The organism is Arthrobacter sp. TmtSoilC51 (genome assembly GCF_055388015.1).
Window position 1 is genome coordinate 3,821,944 of the sequence record NZ_AP035877.1, and the last position, 17,397, is coordinate 3,839,340.

A 17,397-nucleotide genomic window follows, 5' to 3' on the forward strand; every position below is an offset into this window, starting at 1 on the left:
CAGGAGCGCGTCCCAGGTTGGTGGCCGCCATGGCAAGGCGACCGGCCGCTTCCCACACCGCAAAGCAGGCGGAACGGGAGCGAAATCTTGGAATCAGCTAGATCTTGGTGACCTGGTTGAATGCGAGCGTAACCGGGGTTTCGCGCTCGAAGATCGAGACCAGGACCACGAGGGTCTGGGACTCGGGCTTGATCTCGGAGATCGTTGCCGGAAGGGTCTCGAACGGACCTTCCTTGACGATGACGGACTCGCCGACCTCGAAGTCGACGGCCACGGGAGCCTGGTTCTGCTTGTTGACCGGCTTGCCCTTCTCAGCCTGCTCTTCTTCGAAGACGGGGGCGAGCATGGAGAAGACTTCGTCAAGGCGCAGTGGGACCGGGTTGTGGGCGTTGCCCACGAAGCCAGTGACGCCGGGGGTGTGGCGAACGGCGCCCCAGGAGGCGTCGGTCAGGTCCATGCGGACCAGGACGTAGCCGGGGATGCGGACGCGGTTGATCACCTTGCGCTGCGCGTTCTTGATCTCGACGACTTCTTCCATCGGGACCTGGATTTCGAAGATGTAATCTTCCATGTCCAGCGTCTGGATGCGGGTCTCAAGGTTGGCCTTCACGCGGTTTTCGTAACCGGCGTAGGAGTGAATGACGTACCAGTCACCCTCCTGGCGGCGCAACTTGGCCTTGAATTCCTCAGCCGGATCGGCGGGCGCTGCAGCAGCAGCCGCTTCCAGCGAGACGTCCGCAGCGTCGTCGGACTCAGCGTCTACGTCGGACTCGAAATCCTCTTCGGAATCGTCGACGTCGGCAGATTCGGGCGCAGCAGAGTCAGCCTCCGACTCTTCCGCAGCCTCAGCCGCGGCGTCGTCCGTGCTTTCAGCGGGCCCATCCAGCTCAGCCTCGTTTACCTCAAGCTCCTGCTCAGACACTTGGTCTCCTGCTTCCTCATTGCCTAACATGCCTATTTAAATGGCTCAATTCCGCAAACCCCACAAAATTCCTGAAGTACCAAGGAATTTCACGCAGTTTGCGGACAGATCCGCTTAGCGGTCCGTAGCGCCTGACCCACCGAAGACCCAGCTGACTCCCGTACCGAAGGCAATGTCCAGCAGGGTGACGATGAGCATCATGATGGCTACGAACACCAGCACCACGAGCGTGTAATTGATCAGTTCCTTGCGGGTCGGCGCGACGACCTTCTTCAGTTCGCCGATAACCTGGCGGACGAAGAGTGCAATTCGGGCAAAGAAGCCAGCATCGGCTTTCTTGGCAGGACGGCCCTTTGAGCTGCTAGCAGCCGTTTCGGTCACCTGGTCCTCACTCACCTTGCAAAGTCGTTTGACCCGACTCTGATCAGAGCCATGGTTGCTGCGCTTGCCCCGGCGTTTCCGCCGGAACAGCTTGCGCAGGGCAGACAGGACTCGAACCTGCAACCTGCGGTTTTGGAGACCGCTGCGCTACCAATTGCGCCACTACCCTATGGATCGAATCCATGTTTCAGGCCGCACTTCAGCCTGTGGTGCTTTTCAACACCGGTGAACCAGTCTACGCAAGAACTTCGCGATAGTCGAACCGGACTAATTCCGGGGCTTCAGGCCGCTGATGAATCAATGTGAGCAGCATTATCAGTCACATTGTCCAGCAGGCGCCCGGGAGCTCCGCAGAACAGCATAAGGTAGTTTACGTCGAATCCCATCATCCAGCCCACGAGCTGCCTGCGAAGAACGGTACATAGATGTCTGCCGGAACACCTGCCGCCCGCATTTCACAACGAATCTCCGCTATTGCCGAGTCCGCCACCCTTGCCGTTGACGCCAAGGCCAAGGCACTGAAGGCCGCGGGGCGCCCCGTGATTGGTTTCGGTGCCGGAGAACCTGATTTCCCGACCCCCGATTACATCGTCAAAGCTGCCATCGAAGCCGCTGGGCAGCCGAAATACCACCGCTACTCCCCTGCTGCCGGCCTTCCCGAGCTGAAGAAGGCCATCGCCGAGAAGACCTTCCGGGACTCCGGCTACAAGGTAGACCCGTCCCAGGTCCTGGTAACCAATGGCGGCAAGCAGGCCGTCTATAACACCTTCGCTACGCTGGTGGATCCGGGCGACGAAGTCATCATCCCCACTCCGTTCTGGACTACTTATCCGGAAGCCATCCGCTTGGCCGGTGGCGTTCCCGTGGAGGTCTTCGCCGGACCTGAACAGGGCTACCTGGTGACCATCGAGCAACTTGAAGCCGCTGTTACGGACAAGACCAAGATCCTGCTTTTCGTCTCCCCGTCCAACCCCACCGGCGCCGTATACAGCCCGGAGCAGGTTGCGGAGATCGGCAAGTGGGCCGCTTCCAAGGGCCTGTGGGTGGTCACGGATGAAATCTACGAGCACCTGACCTATGACGGCGTTGAGTTCACATCCATCGCCACGGCCGCCCCGGAGCTGGGCGACAAAGTTGTCATCCTCAACGGTGTGGCCAAGACCTATGCCATGACCGGATGGCGCGTCGGCTGGATGATCGGCCCGGCCGACGTCATCAAGGCCGCCACCAACCTGCAGTCGCACGCGACCTCCAACGTCTCCAACATCATGCAGGTCGCCGCTGCGGCTGCCCTCACAGGCCCGCTGACCGCCGTCGACGAGATGAAGGTTGCCTTCGACCGCCGCCGGAAGGCGATCGTTGCCGGCCTGAACGCGATCGAAGGCGTGGAATGCCCGACGCCGACAGGCGCCTTCTACGTCTACGCGGACGTCCGTGGACTGCTGGGTAAGGAATTCGAGACCTCCAACGGTCCGGTCCGCCCCACGACATCCGCAGAACTCGCCACGTTGATCCTGGACGAGGTTGAGGTAGCTGTCGTTCCCGGCGAGGCATTCGGCCCGTCCGGCTACGTTCGCCTGTCCTACGCACTCGGTGACGAAGACCTGGCTGAAGGCGTCCGCCGGATCCAGGAATTCCTGGGCAAGGCAAAATAAACGGCAATGCAAAACGCTCCCTCACCTCGTTAGGTGAGGGAGCGTTTCCCTTTAAGCCGCGATATGTGAGAGAGCGTTGAGGAAAACGGCCCTGGAAGTGATAGCGGATCAGAGGAGGCGGCGCTCGGCGGCCCACTTGGTGAGTTCGTGGCGGCTGGACAGCTGCAGTTTCCGGAGGACGGCAGACACATGGGTTTCCACTGTCTTGATGGAAATGAACAACTCCTTGGCCACTTCCTTGTAGCTGTACCCGCGCGCGATGAGTCGCATCACTTCCAGTTCACGGGCCGAGAGGCGGTCCAGTTCGTCGTCCGCGATGTCAGCCGGTGCCGTCCCGAAGGCGTCCAGCACGAAGCCGGCGAGGCGCGGCGAGAAGACGGCGTCACCATCGGCCACGCGGATCACGGCATCGGAAATCTCGGCACCGGAAATCGTCTTGGTGACATAGCCACGCGCACCCGCCCGGATCACTGCCACCACGTCCTCAGCTGCGTCTGAAACGCTCAGGGCCAGGAAGCTGGTGGTGCCCAACAGCGTGGAAGACCCAGCGATGACCTCGCGGCCCCCACCGCCAAGGCCACCGGGAAGGTGGACATCCAGGAGGACAACCTCGGGGCGGGTCTCGGCGATGACGGAGATAGCCTGCTCCACGGTGCCTGCCTCGCCCACGACGTCCATGCGGTGGTCGAGATCAGCTTTTAGTCCGGAACGGAAGATCGTATGGTCATCGACGATCACCACTCGCACCCTGCGTGGCTCGCTGCTATGGGTGGTGTTGTTCATGGCCCGGGTTCTCCATTCCGTACGTCGCCGCTGCGGACGTCACTAGCGCGCACGTCGCCGCCATCAGCACTTATCGCGGGCAGGGCCAGGCGGACTTCGGTCCCGTCACTGCTGCTGCTGATGGTTGCCGTGCCTCCATGCCGTTTCATGCGGCCGATGATTGATTCCTTGACGCCCAGCCTGTCATGGGGGACGGTATCGGGGTCGAAACCGGGACCGCGATCCTTGATGAAGACCTCGGTGCCGCCTCCGGCGCTCTCCATGTAGACGGAGACGGTTCCGCCGCCGTGGCGGGCAGCGTTGAGCATCGCTTCCCTGGCCGCCTGGACCAGGGCCTCGTGCCTGTCCGTCATGTCGGCGTCGCCTACGGTAACCACCTCTACGGCATGGCCCAGGGCATCCTCGACTTCGGCGGCTACGGCCTTGATTCGCTCAGCCAGCAATCCGGCATCCTTGGCAGGGTCAGTGAAGAGCCAGGATCGCAATTCACGTTCCTGGGCCCTCGCCAGCCGAACAACGTCCTGCTCCGAGCCTGCCCTGCGCTGGATCAGTGCAAGGGTCTGCAACACCGAATCGTGCAGGTGGGCTGCGATCTCTGCGCGCTCCGTTTCCCTGACACGCCCTGCACGTTCGGTTTCGAGGTCCTTCCAGAATTTCAGCCCCCAGGGCAGAAGGACCAACGCAACGCCGCCCAGGACAGCAACGGATGCCAGGAGCGCCAGCCACGTCTGTTCCCAGGATCCCGATCCTGACACCATCACCAGGACACCGGCCACCACCAACGCAAGGCCAGCGGCCAGCCGCACCCATCCACCGGCCTGGTCAGCCTTGGTTTTGTCCACCAACCCCGCCCTGCGGGTCTCGTCTAGTTGCATCCACGCGATCGCAGCCCCGCCCAGGATGGCCGCAGCCGGAATCAACGTTCCCAAGGGGACATCGACCCCGAACTGGCGCGCGATCAAAATCACAGCGACCAGGAGCAGGCCGGCACCGAGCAGGATCTCCTTGCCGTACTGGATACGCCGGAAGCTGAAGCGGGAAGTCGGTAGCGCGGCGCTACCTGCTGCGGGCCATTCGCCTGCAGCAGCAGCTGGGCTACCGGCCCCCGTGTTACCCGCCGGTGGGATACCGGCCCCTGGAGTGCTGGCCGCTGTCATGCCAGCCCCTATGCTGCCGGCCCCTGTGCTATCGGCTGACAGCGGGTTTCCACCCACCGCAGGAGCGCCGCCCCCCAAAGCCATGGGTCCGGCGTCGGGCGCTTTAAGAACAGCGTTCGGGGGCGGCACAAGGCTGACCGCGGGAGCAATGGGCGACGCCGGGCGGCGTGCATTGCGCCGCGCGCTCTCATCAGCGGTGGGAACCATGGTCCACAGCCAGGCATAGAAGGCCAGTCCTGCTCCCCCGGCGAAGCAGGCAAGGACCATGCCCAGCCGCACATACTTCACTGGCCAGCCCAAATGGTCGGCCAGTCCACTGCACACGCCGGCGATCATGCGGTCGCTGCTGCGGACCAGCGGCGGGCGTTGTACAGCGGTTGTCATGTACCAATCCAAACACGGATCAGGGTTGCCCGGACCTGAAACCAGCCTTCTTGGGGGGTCCCTCAGGGATCATTCAGGGTATCCCCCAGTAGAGGGCAAGGGATCCCGGACGGCAGGATCGAAGTATGAACGCGAACAGCATGAACCCAGAGGGATCGGGAACGCCTGGCAACGCCGGCACGCCTGATTCCAGCGCCAACGCTGGTGCCTCCGCCGGCGCCCCCGGGGAACCTTCCCCTCGCTCTTATCCTTCTTCCGATGCCGGTCCCGATGTACTCCCTACTGCACCCCAGCAGAACTTCTTCGACTGGATCCGCAGCCAGGGCATCCGCCGCGGGCCGGACCGCTGGATTGGTGGCGTCTCCAGCGGAGTGGCCCACCGGTTCGGCATCGACCCCCTCATTGTTCGGGGCATCTTCATCGTCCTGGCACTCTTCGCAGGCATTGGCGTCCTCCTCTACGGCCTGGCGTGGGCCTTGCTGCCTGAACCTGACGGCCGCATCCACGTTCAGGAAGCAGCGGCAGGGCGTTGGTCGGGTGGCATGACCGGTGCGTTGATCACCACGATTATCGGCTTGCCCGGCCTGGGCCGCGGATTCTGGGGTTGGGGCTGGAACGGCCTTCCCGGCCTGTTGTGGACGCTCTTCTGGATGGGCGCCGTCGCCTACCTCATCTACTTCCTGGTGCAACGAAACAAAGGCCCCAAGATCGCCCAACCCATGAACCAGCAGAACTTTGCTTCCACCTCCTACGGAACGGCCACGGCTTACGGAGCCCCCACAGCTGGCGGAACCCCCGCCGCTACCGCGACCAACACTGCTCCCGGGACCAATAGCGGCGTTCCGGTGTACGGCCCAGGCCAGCCAGGCACCAAGCCTGTGGCTGGTTCCTATGGGCCATCAGGCACGCGGCCGCCCTACGGCCCCACTCCGCCCCAGGGCGGCCAGCCATTTGGCGGCCAGCCTCACAACGGTGGACCCAAGCCTCCCCGCGCCAGACGCAAGGGTCCCGGGCCAGCGATAGTAGCGGTCACTGCGGGTGTGGCACTGCTGGCCGGGGGCACACTGAAAGCGTTGGACACCGGCAACATCATCGATCTCGGCAACGCAGCCAATGCCGTGGTGTGGGCTACGGGCGCAGCCGTACTGGGCTTGGGCATCCTCATCGCAGGATTGCGGGGACGGACCGCCGGTTTCCTCGGTTTCCTGGCAGTAGTGGCTTTGATCATCGGTGGAATCTTCAACGTTGTCCCAAGGAATGGCGATCGCTTCGCGTTCCATGACGTGAACTGGGCACCCGTAAGCATCGACCAGGCGCGGCAAGGCGTCGACGTCACCGGCGGCCAGGGCACAGTGAATCTGGGCGACCTGGACCTGACGCCTCCGCTGATCACCGAGATCGTGGTCCCCGTGGACGCCACCTTCAGCAACGTCACGGTCATCATCCCTGACGACGTCCCTGTCGAGGTCAGGGCGGATATGACATTCGGCAACCTCAACGAACACGGCACGGACCGCGGCGGTCGGCTCCAGGACGAGCGGACGGTCTATAACGCCGACAAGCCCGGGGCCAACCTCGTGGTGAAGATCGATGGCACTTTCAGCAACGTGACCGTCCGGGAAGGAAACTGACATGAGCACGAACGAGCCAAGCAACGCACGCGAAGCAGCGGCAACCGGCAGTGACGCCAAGAATCCACTGGACACCGGTCCGCTCACCAAGGAAAACAACAACAAGCCAACCGAAGCCCTGCCACGGGAAGCTAGGCCGCAGGAGCCTGCTCCTACACCGAGGCTGCAGCCAATACCCCTCACGCCGCCGCTGGAACCCAGCTACCAAGGCGAACGGAACATCGGCGACGACGAACCACAGAACGCGCGGATCGGCACCGTTGTTTGGGGCTTGATTGTGATTGCCCTGTCCGCCTTGTTGATCATCTCCACCCTTGGTTGGGTGGTCCTGGACGGAACGTATGTGCTGATCGGCCTCATGATCGGTGCGGGCGCGGCCCTGGTCATCGGAGGGCTGCTCGCCGCCCGCAAGGGTGCCGCCACGTGACAAAGCAACCACAACAAGGAAGTCTGTAGCCATGGACAAGTTCTTCAGCATCGTCAGGGGCTTCGGCCTGAAGCGTGGACCACAGCGCTGGTTGGGTGGCGTCTGCGGTGGTATCGCAGCGAAGCTCAACGTGGACGTGGCATATGTCCGGGTAGCTTTCCTGCTTTTCTGCCTGTTGCCCGGGCCAGCCTTGGTGTTCTATATCCTCGCCTGGCTCATCCTGCCGGATCAGAACAACAAGATAGCGCTGGAATCGTTCATCAACCAGCGTTCCCGGTAGTCCCATACCGATTGGCGACTTCGACGCCAGCGACACAAAGCGCCCCGCCGCAGCGGGGCGCTTTCGTTGTTTTCGGAGATATTTCCAATACCGCACGCCAGGTTCGAAGGTAACCATTTGTGTCCCACCCCACATCCACGTCTACAATCGTTGGGAGCTCAGCGTGGCGCTCCACACGTATTCCTCCAAGCCATGAGTGAGCAAACATGAAAATTGGCATTCTTACCAGCGGTGGCGACTGCCCCGGACTCAACGCAGTAATCCGGGGAGCCGTCCTCAAGGGGATCGCAATCCACGGCCAGGAGTTCGTGGGTTTCAAGGACGGCTGGCGCGGCGTTGTGGAAGGTGATGTCATCGACATCCCCCGCACCTTGGTCCGCGGTATCGCCAAGCAGGGCGGCACCATCCTGGGCACCTCACGCACCAACCCGTTTGAAAACGGTGGCGGCCCGGATGTCATCAAGGCCCACATGGAACGCCTGGGCATTGACGCCATCATCGCAATTGGTGGCGAAGGCACGCTGGCGGCGGCAAAACGGCTCACCGATGCCGGTCTGAAAATTGTCGGGGTTCCCAAGACCGTGGACAACGACCTCGACGCAACGGACTACACCTTCGGCTTCGATACGGCAGTAGAAATCGCCACCGAGGCAATCGACCGCCTCCGCACCACGGGTGAGTCCCACCACCGCTGCATGATCGCCGAGGTCATGGGCCGCCACGTCGGATGGATCGCCCTGCATGCCGGAATGGCCGCTGGCGCACACGCCATCCTTATCCCCGAACAGACCGTCAGCATCGAGCAGATCACTGAATGGGTCCAGGAAGCCCACGACCGTGGCCGCGCGCCGCTGGTAGTGGTAGCTGAGGGCTTCGTTCCGGACCACATGGAATCTCCCCACTCCGAACGCGGGCTGGACACGTTTGGGCGGCCTCGCCTGGGTGGAATCGCAGACCAGCTCGCACCGGAAATCGAAGCACGCACAGGCATCGAGACCCGCGCCACTATTCTTGGCCACATCCAGCGCGGTGGCGTACCGACTGCCTATGACCGCGTCCTGGCCACCCGTCTGGGCATGGCGGCCATCGATTCAGTGGTGGAGGGCCGTTGGGGCACCATGGTGGCCCTCAAGGGGACAGATATCTCCCACGTTGGCTTTGAAGAAGCGCTTGGCAAGCTCAAGACCGTTCCACAGCACCGCTACGACGAAGCGTCGGTGCTGTTCGGCTAGGCTGAATCCATGACTCTTGAGCCCACGTCCGCTGCCATTGTCCAGCTGGCGTGGGCTCGCCATTTGGGGTTCGAAGACCATGCTTTCTCCACCGCTGCCGCCCGGGTCACCACTTCATCGGCGGACCCCAGCGACCCCTCAAACCGCATCACCCGCGCCGATGAGTCGGCGCGGGCGGTTGTTTTCCTGCGCCTTTTTGGTGCCTCAGCGCTGGTTGGGCCCCAATGGGTCCTCGATGCAGCCGCTGAAATTCCTGACACCGAACTTGCCCAGCACGTCACGCTGCTGACCCTCACGCGGTCGCATGGTGGACATGGCCTTGGGTCCTCAGCCCTGTTTTTCGCCGACGATCTCCCGCTCAATCAACCCTCCGAAGACCTCACTGTCTCGCGAGGAAACCCGGAGGCGATCGCGTTGGAAGGGCTGTGCCCTCCGGATGACGTCAATGAAGTGGGCCTGCAAGCCCTTGAGCACCGCTTCACCATCATGCATCCCGAAGAAGAGAAACCCACTCCCGTGGCGTGCGGCGCCTACTCCGAGTGGGAGGGAATCCTGGCCAATATGGGCGTCCTGGTAGCACCCCCATGGCGTCGGAGGGGCCTGGGAACACTGGCTGCATCGATCGCTGCCCACGAAGCCCTGGCCGCGGGACTGACGCTCCAGTGGAAGGCCGATGTCAGCAACAGCGGCGCGCTGGCAATGGCGCGTAGCTTGGGATTCGCCACTGGCGGACTCCATGCGAGCGTGCTGCTCGGCTGACAAGAACCGAACCGGCCCAGCTTTGGTCTTGGCTAGCACTAGTCCTGCCCATATGTCCGGGTCAGGACCAGCCAAAAGTGGGCTGGTCCCCGCCGTTTGCCACGCTACTTCCGGACAGTTTCCTGAGGAGCCCCCTTTGCAGCAGCGTCGCCCCAGCCTTCAACGGACTTAGGCTTGGCGAAGAACAAGGCCGCCACAGCTCCGAGGAGGATCGCACAGGCGGGCAGCACGATCGACTGGCTCATCGCCGTCGAGAATCCTGCGTGCAGGGCCTCTGGCAGGACACCGTTCATGGACGCTTCATTGGCCGGAGTTCCGGCTGGCGCAGCGGGCAATCCGGCCGCAAGCCTGGCCTGAATCAGGGCGGCAATGGCCGCCGATCCAAGGACTGCGCCGATCTGGCGGGTGGTGTTGAAAACGCCAGAACCGGCCCCGGCCTGGCGTGGTTCGAGGTTTCGCGTGGTTGCGTTGGATACCGGCCCCCAAATGAAGCCGTTGGCAACACCCTGCAGGGCACTGGGAAGCAGGAACATCCAAATGGGAGTATCCGGGCGAAGAAGTGAAGCCGTCCAGAAGAGAGCTCCTGAAAGGCAAACCAGGCCGAAGGATGCGAACCAGCGCGGGTTGGCACGGTCGATCAGCTTGCCTACCAGGGGTGCCAAGCCGCCGGAGATCACTGCCATGGGAATCATGAGCAGCGCTGATTGGGTGGGGGTCAGGCCGCGCACCACTTGGTAGTAGAAGATGGTGGGCAGAGGGAACGCTGTCACTGTGAAGCCGACAACCATGATGGTGGTGTTGCCCAGGGAGAAATTACGGTCCTTGAACAAACCGAGCGGCAGCAGCGGTTCCCCGCCGCGACGGCCAAGGAGCCACTGCCAGAGGACAAAGAGAACCAGGACGAAAAGACCCGCGGTGATCAAGCCCCACACGGTAACGGCACCCGTGACCGTTCCCCACTTGTACGTTTGGCCTTCCTGGATGCCAAAGACCAAAAGAAACATCCCGACGGCGGACAGCACCACGCCCATCACATCGAACGTATGGCTGTGTGTAGTCAGCTTCGGAACGAAACGCGTAACCATGACGAAGGCGACAATGCCAATAGGGATGTTGACGAAGAAGATCCATTCCCACCCCAGGCCGTCCACCAGGACACCGCCGAGAATAGGACCCACCAGGACCGCCATGCCGGCTGTGGCTCCCCAGAGTCCCATGGCGGCGCCACGGCGGTCCGGAGGGAAGATACGCGTGATGACTGCCATGGTCTGGGGCGTCATCATGGCCGCGCCGAATCCTTGAACCGCACGCGCGGCGATCAGCAAAGTGACCTCGCCGGAGAGGCCGCACCACAGCGAAGCCAAAGTGAAGACCACCAGGCCGATCAGGTACAGGTTCTTCGGCCCGAAACGGTCACCCAGCCTGCCAGTGATGAGGAGAGGCACTGCGTAGGCCAGAAGGTAGGCGCTGGTAACCCAGATGACGGAGTTGATATCCGTGTTAAGGCCCTCCATGATCCGCGGATTCGCGACCGACACAATGGTGGTGTCGATGAGGATCATGAAAAAGCCTATGACCAGTGACCACAGCGCCGGCCAGGGCTTGGCTACGTTTTCCAAGGGATTCCTTCTGGTGTGTGCTTCAACCAGCCCGTTTTCCTCCAAACGGCCCACGGCATGGCTCTTAGTCCAGGAGGGCCAGTATTTCGGCCCGGGCAAACATCTTGGCCGCCTCGCGAGCGGTGGGGGTTCCGGCGTCGGGGTCTGCTCCTGCGTCCAGCAGCGCCCGGGCGACGCCGGTGTATCCCTTGAATACCGCGCCGGCAAGAGGCGTCTGTCCCCGGTCGTTGGGGGTATTCACGTCGGCGCCGTGATGCAGAATCAGCTGCACCGTTTCCTCGTGCCCGTGGTAGGCAGCGAGCATCAGGAGGGAATCCCCGGAAGCGTTGGTGAGCGTGGCAGGGGCACCGGCGTTCAGGTAGCTTCGAAGCATGTCGGTGTTGCCTTCGCGGGCGGCGTCGAAGAGCGCATGGGCCAAGGCAACTGTTTCGTCGTCGGCGCCCAATTCGCCGTTGGCAGAGTCGGCTTCGGATCCAGTGCTGTGACTCGGTTGGCTCATCGGTGGGGTCCCTTCAGGAATCCGGTTTGGCGCCCGACGACCTGGCCGGCGTCGGGGGCGACGATCACTTCCTGGGCTGCGATGTAAGGCTCCTCGCCGTCCATGACCGTCAAGGTTTCATCCGCCGGAACGGAGCGCTTGATGACAGCCAAAGCCACTGGGCCCATCTCGAAGTGCTGCGCCACAGATGTCAGAGTACCCACCTTGCGCTCCCCCGCAAATACAACACTGCCAACAGCCGGAAGCGTATGCTGCGAGCCGTCCAGCTGCAGGAAAACAAGGCGCCGCGGCGGGTGGCCCAGATTGTGCACGCGTGCGATGGTCTCCTGGCCTTTGTAGCAGCCCTTGTTCAAGTGAACGGAGGTGCGAATAAGGTCCAGCTCATGGGGAATGGTCTTATCATCCGTCTCGGCGCCGAGGCGCGGCCGCCACGCGGCGATCCGCAGGGCATCGGCAGAACTGGCGCCAGCCAGCGGCAAGCCTTCGACGGCTGTTTCCAGCTCTTGAGCCGGGACGAGGTATTCGAACCACGGGCGTTCGAGCCCGGGATGCGATTCCTCCGGCACGGTGCTGTAGGAATAACCGCCAGGTCCTACGTGCGGCCACGGATCTTCCCACACCAAGTAACCGGCCAGCTTCTCCACGGGCTTCGTGGAGCCAAGGACTGCCCATTCCCCGGAGACATCGGTGATCTCCACGCGCAGCATAAACTTCATCTTGTTCAACCACTCTGCCAACGGTGCCGCTTCTTCGGCCTCGACGATCAACCACGTGGTTTCACCGTCGTCAATGACCCGTGCATCGAACTCGATGCGGCCCTGGACACTAAGCAGCAGCAGTTCGCTGGCAACGCGCGGCTGGAGGTTGGTTACCTGCTGTGATGAAAGCGTGTTGAGCCAGCTGAGCCGATCCGGCCCGGACACTGTCACCACGCCGCGATGCGAAAGATCGACGACGGCGGTACCGGTTGCCAGGGCGCGTTGCTCCCGCAGGGGCTCGCCGTAGTGGGCCGCGACGCCGGCATCCAGGCCAGTATCCTCGACAGCGCCAGGGCGCGACAACAGAGGGCTCTTGTAAGTCATATGTAGTAGAAGTCCTTGAGGCTCGGGGGTATTCCGAAATCAGCGGTATTCCGGGTTTTCGAAGTCGAATCGGGTGCCGGCCTTCCATTCCTCCGGCAGGTTGCCGTAGGCGGGAATGCCCCCGGCCTCCTTGAGAAGGCGGGCCATGTGCATAAGGTTCCAGGACATGAAAGTGGTGTTCCTGTTAGTAAAATCACTCTCCGGACCGCCGGACCCTTCATCCAGGTAGCTGGGTCCCGGGCCCACGGGACCGATCCATCCGGCATCTGCCTGGGGAGGGATAGTGAAGCCGATATGTTGGAGGCTGTAAAGCACGTTCATGGAACAGTGCTTGATGCCGTCTTCATTGCCCGTGATGAGGCATCCGCCCACCTTCGGGTAGAACGCCCACTGGCCCTTGTCAGTCAGTTCACCGGAGTGGGCGTACAGACGCTCAATGAGCTTCTTGGTCTGCGAAGAGTTGTCGCCCAGCCAGATGGGACCGGCAACCACGACGATGTCGGCCTCAGCAACCAAGGGATAGATCTCCGGCCATTCATCGGCCTTCCAGCCGTGCTCCCGCATATCCGGATAGACGCCGCTGGCGATATCGTGGTCGACGGTCCGGATGAGGCGGGTAGTGACGCCCTGCTTTTCCATGATGCCGCGACTGATCCGGATCAACCCATCGGTGTTGCTGACCTGCGGGGAAGGTTTCAAGGTGCCGTTGAAGAACACGGCTTTGAGTCCCTCGTAGCCTCCCGGTTTGAGGTGGTTATTCACTAGCTGCTCCTTTGCTGGTTTGCGTGTGGAACGTTCAGTGAGACCCCGTGCCGGGCGTCAGGAAACCTTGTGAAGGAACGCCGAAGCGTGAGCTTCCAAAGCCTTGCCGTTGGCCGCAACATCCCAGCGCCACAGGAGGTTGCCGTCCACCAGGCCGAAGATCCGGGTTGCGGCGGTGTACTCCTTGGAGTGGCTGCCCCGCATCACCATATCCGTGCTGAGCTGGATTTGCGGACCCTTGATCTGGCCGTAGTAGAGCTCCGTGATTCCGCCAGGATGGGCAATTGACACCGAGATATCGAAGCCGCCTTCTTTGTTGCGGCGTTCCTCAACCTCATCGGCGGTCTTGAGCACAGGAACGATGTCCGCCGGGATAAGCCCGGGACCACCGTCGCCTTCCTGCAGCTTCCGCTCCAAGGCCCAGAACCCGGTTTCAACGGTCAGCGGGCGCAACTTTGCGCCGGCGTCGTCGCTGATCCAGGTCTCGGCCCTGTATTGCAGGTACGGCAGACCGTTATGGGTGAAGGAAACGTGCTGGACGAAATGCTCCGAATCCTCATCACCGGTGCCAAGCCGGCCGCGGCCTTCCCACTCACCAATGAGCCAGGAAAGCGGGACGAGTTCAGGCGTCAGGTCTGTTGGGATCTCAATAGGCACAACGACTACCTCTTTTGGACTGCAGGATCAGAAGGCTTTACTTCTGGCCCTTGAAAAGGCGGTAAACAACGAAACCCGCAAACCACGCCATGGCAATGCTTGCCAGGCCAAGGAGAACGAGGAAGAAGATTTCAAATGCGAGTACAGACATGATGCAATCCTAACCGTTAGTAGATGAGTAGTTTGTCTATGAAGTAGGCCAAGGCTCCTACAGCCCACACCGGCGCGACGCCCATTCCCACAGCGGCGGCAATGTTAAGCCGCCCGCGCCTGAGAGTTGTCATACGCCGGAAACACACAAGGACTGAGCCAACCACGACGCCCACCAGCGCAGCGGGCAGCACTGCGATGTCGGAAAAAACAAGTCCGGCCAAGGGGCCCATGAGACCGGCCATGACGATGCCGAGGGGACCCACAATCCGGTCAGGCCATCGGATGATGCCCACCAGGAGAGCCACTGCAGCGCTCAACCCGGCAACCAGGACCATTTCCTTGACCCCGTTGAACCGGGCTCCGGCCACCCATCCCGCACCGAGGCAATTCAACAGGACACCCGCACAACAGCCGAGTGTCGATTCCAGGCGCTGGGCCTGCCCCGTGCCCCTAACCAGTTGGATGATGAACACCGCCATCACGCCCAAGGCAATAAAGGCGGGGGTACCATCCAGGAATCCAGGGGCCGGTATATAGGCGGCCGTAACGGCGGACCCGGCACCGGCCAAGGCGATAACGGAGGCCAGCGTTTTCTTGGCGGGGACTGCAAGGAAATGGGGCCACCCAAGCCCCACAGCCGCCGACGCGGCAATGCCTACGCCCACCATGGCTTCCCGGGAAACGAAGGTGCTGGCCACGATGGCTGCGAGCGCCACGAGTCCGAATACCCCGATGCTCCAAGACTTCACTGTGTGCCCGACCTCAATTCGATGCGCCTTACGACCTCCCGACAATCCTGCCTTATGGCGGACGAATATGTCGTAATTCCGGTGGTGGCCCGTCACGAATCCCTGACTGGCGGGGTCTGGGTGGGTATACTCGGACTTCAACGGCGCACAGTATTTGCCTTGATCCCGTTACAACGGGCAGAGGCTTGCCAGCTGCCGTGACCGGCCGGTGAAACTCCGGTTTCGACGCCCGATGATGCGCGTACAGCCCATTGGAGGAACTATGTCGCACATCCTGCTCCTGACGAACAGCACCGGCTCTTCGGTGGACATTCTGCCTGCCCTTGAGCTGCTCAACCACCGCGTTCACATCCTCCCGGCAGAACCAACCGCGCTGCTTGAAACCGATCCCACGGACATCGTCTTCCTGGATGCCCGCAAGGACCTGGTGGGGGCACGCTCGCTGACGCAGCTCCTGAAGGCCACCGGACTCAGCGCCCCGCTCATGCTGATTCTTACCGAGGGCGGCATGGCTGCCGTGTCCTCTGCGTGGTCAGTGGATGACATCGTGCTGGATTCAGCAGGCCCTGCCGAGGTCGAAGCCAGAATCCGTCTGGCCATGGCCCGCGCTGTTCCAGGCGAAGAGGAAACGCAAACGGAGATCCGCGCTGCCGGCGTCGTCATCGACGAAGCGAGCTATACGGCCCGCGTCAGCGGCCAACCCTTGAACCTGACGTTCAAGGAATTCGAGCTCCTGAAATACCTTGCCCAGCACCCCGGCCGCGTGTTTACCCGCCAGCAACTGCTCACCGAAGTCTGGGGCTACGACTACTACGGCGGCACCCGCACAGTAGACGTGCATATTCGGCGGCTTCGCGCCAAGCTCGGCGTTGACCACGAGAATCTCATCAGCACGGTCCGCAACGTCGGTTACCGCCTGACACTGGTCAGGCTCCCGGATGACGAACTCTCGGAGGCATAAACTCCGTACCCACTGAACACTCGGGTGTACAGACGAAAGAAGAGGCCAGGATTCACACGAATCCTGGCCTCTTCCGATTTCTGGTGGAGGACATACGGGTCGAACGTATCGAGGCCACCCCACTGGTGGATCCCCCCTGCGTTGACTCTTGCAGTGTTGACTAACGCGCTACGTTACCCAAGCGGCAAACCGCAAAGCCGAACGAGATAACGAGCCTACAGCCGTTTCGGGGGGACTTCAAATTACACGGCTTGCCCCGGACGTATAGCCTTACATCATGAGTCACGCGCACCCCGAGACCTGGCCAGTACTGCTCGTCACCGGCGCCCTCGATCCCGAACTCCTCAAGGACTTCAGGACCCTCGCTGCGGCTGCCGAGGAATCCGATGGAAACCCTCCCCTGTCCGAACAGACAATGGTGATGTTGCGTGGCGCCGATGCTGGCGACCATTCCGTCCTGTCGCTCGCCCTTTACGCCCCGGACGAGGATTCAGATCCAGCAACTGCGGAAGATCTGGCGGGGATCGCCGTCGTCGTTGAAGCGCCTGGCCCATCAGGAACAACGGGCGTCCTGGAGCTCGCCGTCCACCCCACCTATCGCAACCAAGGCGTGGCGGTCCGCCTGCTGGAGGCATTGGAAGGCAAACGCGGTTTTGACGGCTTGAGTGCATGGTCCCATGGCAACCACGAGGCCGCTGCGGAGCTGGCAACGCGTTTTGGCTACGGTCCCGCGCGCGAACTCTGGAAGATGCGGTTGATGTCCTCCACCTCCGCGCTGCCCGACGCCGGCCTTCCGGACGGAGTCTCACTGCGCGCCTTCGTGCCTGGACAGGACGAGGAGGCCTGGCTGGCGGCCAACCGCGCGGCTTTCTCGCATCACCCTGAGCAGGGTTCAATGACGCGTGCCGATCTTGAGGCCCGCAAGGCCGAAGATTGGTTTGATCCGGCCGGTTTCCTTCTGGCCGTCAACGATGAAGGCGAACTGCTGGGATTCCATTGGACCAAAGTCCACCCCCGGCAAGGAACCCATCCCGCGATCGGCGAGGTTTACGTTGTGGGTGTGACGCCCAAAGCGCAGGGCCTTGGCTTGGGTAAAGCGCTCACTGTGGCCGGAATCAAGTATCTGCAGGACAAGGACCTGCACGCCGTCATGCTCTATGTCGACGCAGACAATCAGGCCGCTGTGTCCCTATATCAGAAGCTTGGCTTCGTCCGCTGGGACACCGATGTGATGTATGCACCTTTAACCAAGAATTAACGTCAGCATCCCGCCGCAAGGAAAGCCGGGGACTTCTTGGATTCGG

18 protein-coding genes and 1 tRNA gene are annotated in these 17,397 nt (G+C 62.2%); 8 read left to right on the top strand and 11 right to left on the bottom strand.

Translation table 11 applies throughout. The annotated features are described in order from the left end of the window. Positions 1-97: 97 nt before the first annotated feature. The 3 genes from nusG to ACZ5G6_RS17470 all read right to left on the bottom strand — a co-directional run bounded on the left by nusG (position 98) and on the right by ACZ5G6_RS17470 (position 1,472). A complete protein-coding gene (gene nusG, locus ACZ5G6_RS17460; RefSeq protein ID WP_498686851.1) occupies positions 98-922 on the bottom strand; it encodes a transcription termination/antitermination protein NusG in 825 nt (274 codons plus the stop codon). A gap of 114 nt (positions 923-1,036) precedes the next feature. Then, positions 1,037-1,318, bottom strand: coding sequence for a preprotein translocase subunit SecE (gene secE, locus ACZ5G6_RS17465; protein WP_223934005.1), 282 nt, complete (start codon positions 1,316-1,318; stop codon positions 1,037-1,039). Between the two features lie 81 nt (positions 1,319-1,399). Next, positions 1,400-1,472: transfer RNA gene (locus ACZ5G6_RS17470), tRNA-Trp, on the bottom strand. 256 nt (positions 1,473-1,728) lie between these two features. On the opposite strand from ACZ5G6_RS17470, the gene ACZ5G6_RS17475 reads away from it, so the two are divergent. Next, a complete protein-coding gene (locus ACZ5G6_RS17475) occupies positions 1,729-2,958 on the top strand; it encodes a pyridoxal phosphate-dependent aminotransferase (RefSeq protein ID WP_223934007.1) in 1,230 nt (409 codons plus the stop codon). 108 nt (positions 2,959-3,066) lie between these two features. On the opposite strand, the gene ACZ5G6_RS17480 is transcribed toward ACZ5G6_RS17475, so the two are convergent. Together ACZ5G6_RS17480 and ACZ5G6_RS17485 are read right to left on the bottom strand one after the other, a co-directional pair. Next, a complete protein-coding gene (locus tag ACZ5G6_RS17480; RefSeq protein WP_498686855.1) occupies positions 3,067-3,741 on the bottom strand; it encodes a LuxR C-terminal-related transcriptional regulator in 675 nt (224 codons plus the stop codon). Further along, positions 3,738-5,282: an ATP-binding protein gene (locus tag ACZ5G6_RS17485; RefSeq protein WP_223934011.1), complete on the bottom strand. Its 1,545-nt coding sequence runs from the start codon at positions 5,280-5,282 to the stop codon at positions 3,738-3,740. The genes ACZ5G6_RS17480 and ACZ5G6_RS17485 overlap by 4 nt, the downstream gene beginning before the upstream one ends. Positions 5,283-5,407: 125 nt before the next feature. Here ACZ5G6_RS17485 and ACZ5G6_RS17490 point away from each other — a divergent pair, with 125 nt between their 5' ends. The 5 genes from ACZ5G6_RS17490 (at position 5,408) to ACZ5G6_RS17510 (ending at position 9,611) form a co-directional block, all read left to right on the top strand. After that, entirely contained in the window at positions 5,408-6,913 is a 1,506-nt protein-coding gene (locus ACZ5G6_RS17490) for a PspC domain-containing protein (protein ID WP_498686857.1), read from the top strand. Between the two features lies 1 nt (position 6,914). Next, positions 6,915-7,340 (top strand): hypothetical protein, encoded by a 426-nt coding sequence (locus ACZ5G6_RS17495; protein ID WP_498686859.1) that lies wholly within the window; start codon positions 6,915-6,917, stop codon positions 7,338-7,340. Between the two features lie 31 nt (positions 7,341-7,371). Continuing rightward, the gene (locus ACZ5G6_RS17500; RefSeq protein ID WP_498686861.1) at positions 7,372-7,620 is read left to right on the top strand and encodes a PspC domain-containing protein; all 249 of its coding nucleotides are present in this window, start codon (positions 7,372-7,374) and stop codon (positions 7,618-7,620) included. A gap of 206 nt (positions 7,621-7,826) precedes the next feature. Further along, a complete protein-coding gene (locus ACZ5G6_RS17505) occupies positions 7,827-8,852 on the top strand; it encodes an ATP-dependent 6-phosphofructokinase (RefSeq protein ID WP_223934019.1) in 1,026 nt (341 codons plus the stop codon). A gap of 9 nt (positions 8,853-8,861) precedes the next feature. Beyond that, positions 8,862-9,611 (top strand): GNAT family N-acetyltransferase, encoded by a 750-nt coding sequence (locus tag ACZ5G6_RS17510; RefSeq protein ID WP_498686865.1) that lies wholly within the window; start codon positions 8,862-8,864, stop codon positions 9,609-9,611. 104 nt (positions 9,612-9,715) lie between these two features. Here the strand turns inward: ACZ5G6_RS17510 and ACZ5G6_RS17515 are convergent, their stop codons facing one another. From ACZ5G6_RS17515 to ACZ5G6_RS17540, 6 genes are all read right to left on the bottom strand, one after another. Continuing rightward, a complete protein-coding gene (locus ACZ5G6_RS17515) occupies positions 9,716-11,230 on the bottom strand; it encodes a DHA2 family efflux MFS transporter permease subunit (protein WP_498686867.1) in 1,515 nt (504 codons plus the stop codon). Positions 11,231-11,294: 64 nt separating this feature from the next. Then, positions 11,295-11,729, bottom strand: coding sequence for an ankyrin repeat domain-containing protein (locus ACZ5G6_RS17520; RefSeq protein WP_223934024.1), 435 nt, complete (start codon positions 11,727-11,729; stop codon positions 11,295-11,297). Continuing rightward, positions 11,726-12,811: a CAF17-like 4Fe-4S cluster assembly/insertion protein YgfZ gene (gene ygfZ, locus ACZ5G6_RS17525; RefSeq protein ID WP_498686871.1), complete on the bottom strand. Its 1,086-nt coding sequence runs from the start codon at positions 12,809-12,811 to the stop codon at positions 11,726-11,728. The genes ACZ5G6_RS17520 and ygfZ overlap by 4 nt, the downstream gene beginning before the upstream one ends. Positions 12,812-12,850: 39 nt before the next feature. Further along, positions 12,851-13,573, bottom strand: a complete 723-nt coding sequence (locus tag ACZ5G6_RS17530) for a flavodoxin family protein (protein WP_498686874.1) — start codon at positions 13,571-13,573, stop codon at positions 12,851-12,853. Between the two features lie 57 nt (positions 13,574-13,630). Further along, positions 13,631-14,230 (bottom strand): nitrobindin family protein, encoded by a 600-nt coding sequence (locus tag ACZ5G6_RS17535; RefSeq protein WP_223934030.1) that lies wholly within the window; start codon positions 14,228-14,230, stop codon positions 13,631-13,633. A gap of 167 nt (positions 14,231-14,397) precedes the next feature. Further along, the gene (locus ACZ5G6_RS17540) at positions 14,398-15,132 is read right to left on the bottom strand and encodes a permease (RefSeq protein WP_223934032.1); all 735 of its coding nucleotides are present in this window, start codon (positions 15,130-15,132) and stop codon (positions 14,398-14,400) included. A gap of 262 nt (positions 15,133-15,394) precedes the next feature. On the opposite strand from ACZ5G6_RS17540, the gene ACZ5G6_RS17545 reads away from it, so the two are divergent. Both ACZ5G6_RS17545 and mshD read left to right on the top strand, forming a co-directional pair. Further along, positions 15,395-16,093: a winged helix-turn-helix transcriptional regulator gene (locus tag ACZ5G6_RS17545; RefSeq protein ID WP_216925061.1), complete on the top strand. Its 699-nt coding sequence runs from the start codon at positions 15,395-15,397 to the stop codon at positions 16,091-16,093. Positions 16,094-16,370: 277 nt separating this feature from the next. Then, the gene (gene mshD / locus ACZ5G6_RS17550; RefSeq protein ID WP_498686877.1) at positions 16,371-17,351 is read left to right on the top strand and encodes a mycothiol synthase; all 981 of its coding nucleotides are present in this window, start codon (positions 16,371-16,373) and stop codon (positions 17,349-17,351) included. Positions 17,352-17,397: the final 46 nt, after the last annotated feature.

Coding starts and splice junctions, on each gene's coding strand:
- ACZ5G6_RS17475 (WP_223934007.1), top strand. CDS start 1,729: ATGTCTGCCGGAACACCTGCCGCCCGCATTTCACAACGAATCTCCGCT.
- ACZ5G6_RS17480 (WP_498686855.1), bottom strand. CDS start 3,741: ATGAACAACACCACCCATAGCAGCGAGCCACGCAGGGTGCGAGTGGTG.
- ACZ5G6_RS17485 (WP_223934011.1), bottom strand. CDS start 5,282: ATGACAACCGCTGTACAACGCCCGCCGCTGGTCCGCAGCAGCGACCGC.
- ACZ5G6_RS17490 (WP_498686857.1), top strand. CDS start 5,408: ATGAACGCGAACAGCATGAACCCAGAGGGATCGGGAACGCCTGGCAAC.
- ACZ5G6_RS17495 (WP_498686859.1), top strand. CDS start 6,915: ATGAGCACGAACGAGCCAAGCAACGCACGCGAAGCAGCGGCAACCGGC.
- ACZ5G6_RS17500 (WP_498686861.1), top strand. CDS start 7,372: ATGGACAAGTTCTTCAGCATCGTCAGGGGCTTCGGCCTGAAGCGTGGA.
- ACZ5G6_RS17505 (WP_223934019.1), top strand. CDS start 7,827: ATGAAAATTGGCATTCTTACCAGCGGTGGCGACTGCCCCGGACTCAAC.
- ACZ5G6_RS17510 (WP_498686865.1), top strand. CDS start 8,862: ATGACTCTTGAGCCCACGTCCGCTGCCATTGTCCAGCTGGCGTGGGCT.
- ACZ5G6_RS17520 (WP_223934024.1), bottom strand. CDS start 11,729: ATGAGCCAACCGAGTCACAGCACTGGATCCGAAGCCGACTCTGCCAAC.
- ygfZ (WP_498686871.1), bottom strand. CDS start 12,811: ATGACTTACAAGAGCCCTCTGTTGTCGCGCCCTGGCGCTGTCGAGGAT.
- ACZ5G6_RS17545 (WP_216925061.1), top strand. CDS start 15,395: ATGTCGCACATCCTGCTCCTGACGAACAGCACCGGCTCTTCGGTGGAC.
- mshD (WP_498686877.1), top strand. CDS start 16,371: ATGAGTCACGCGCACCCCGAGACCTGGCCAGTACTGCTCGTCACCGGC.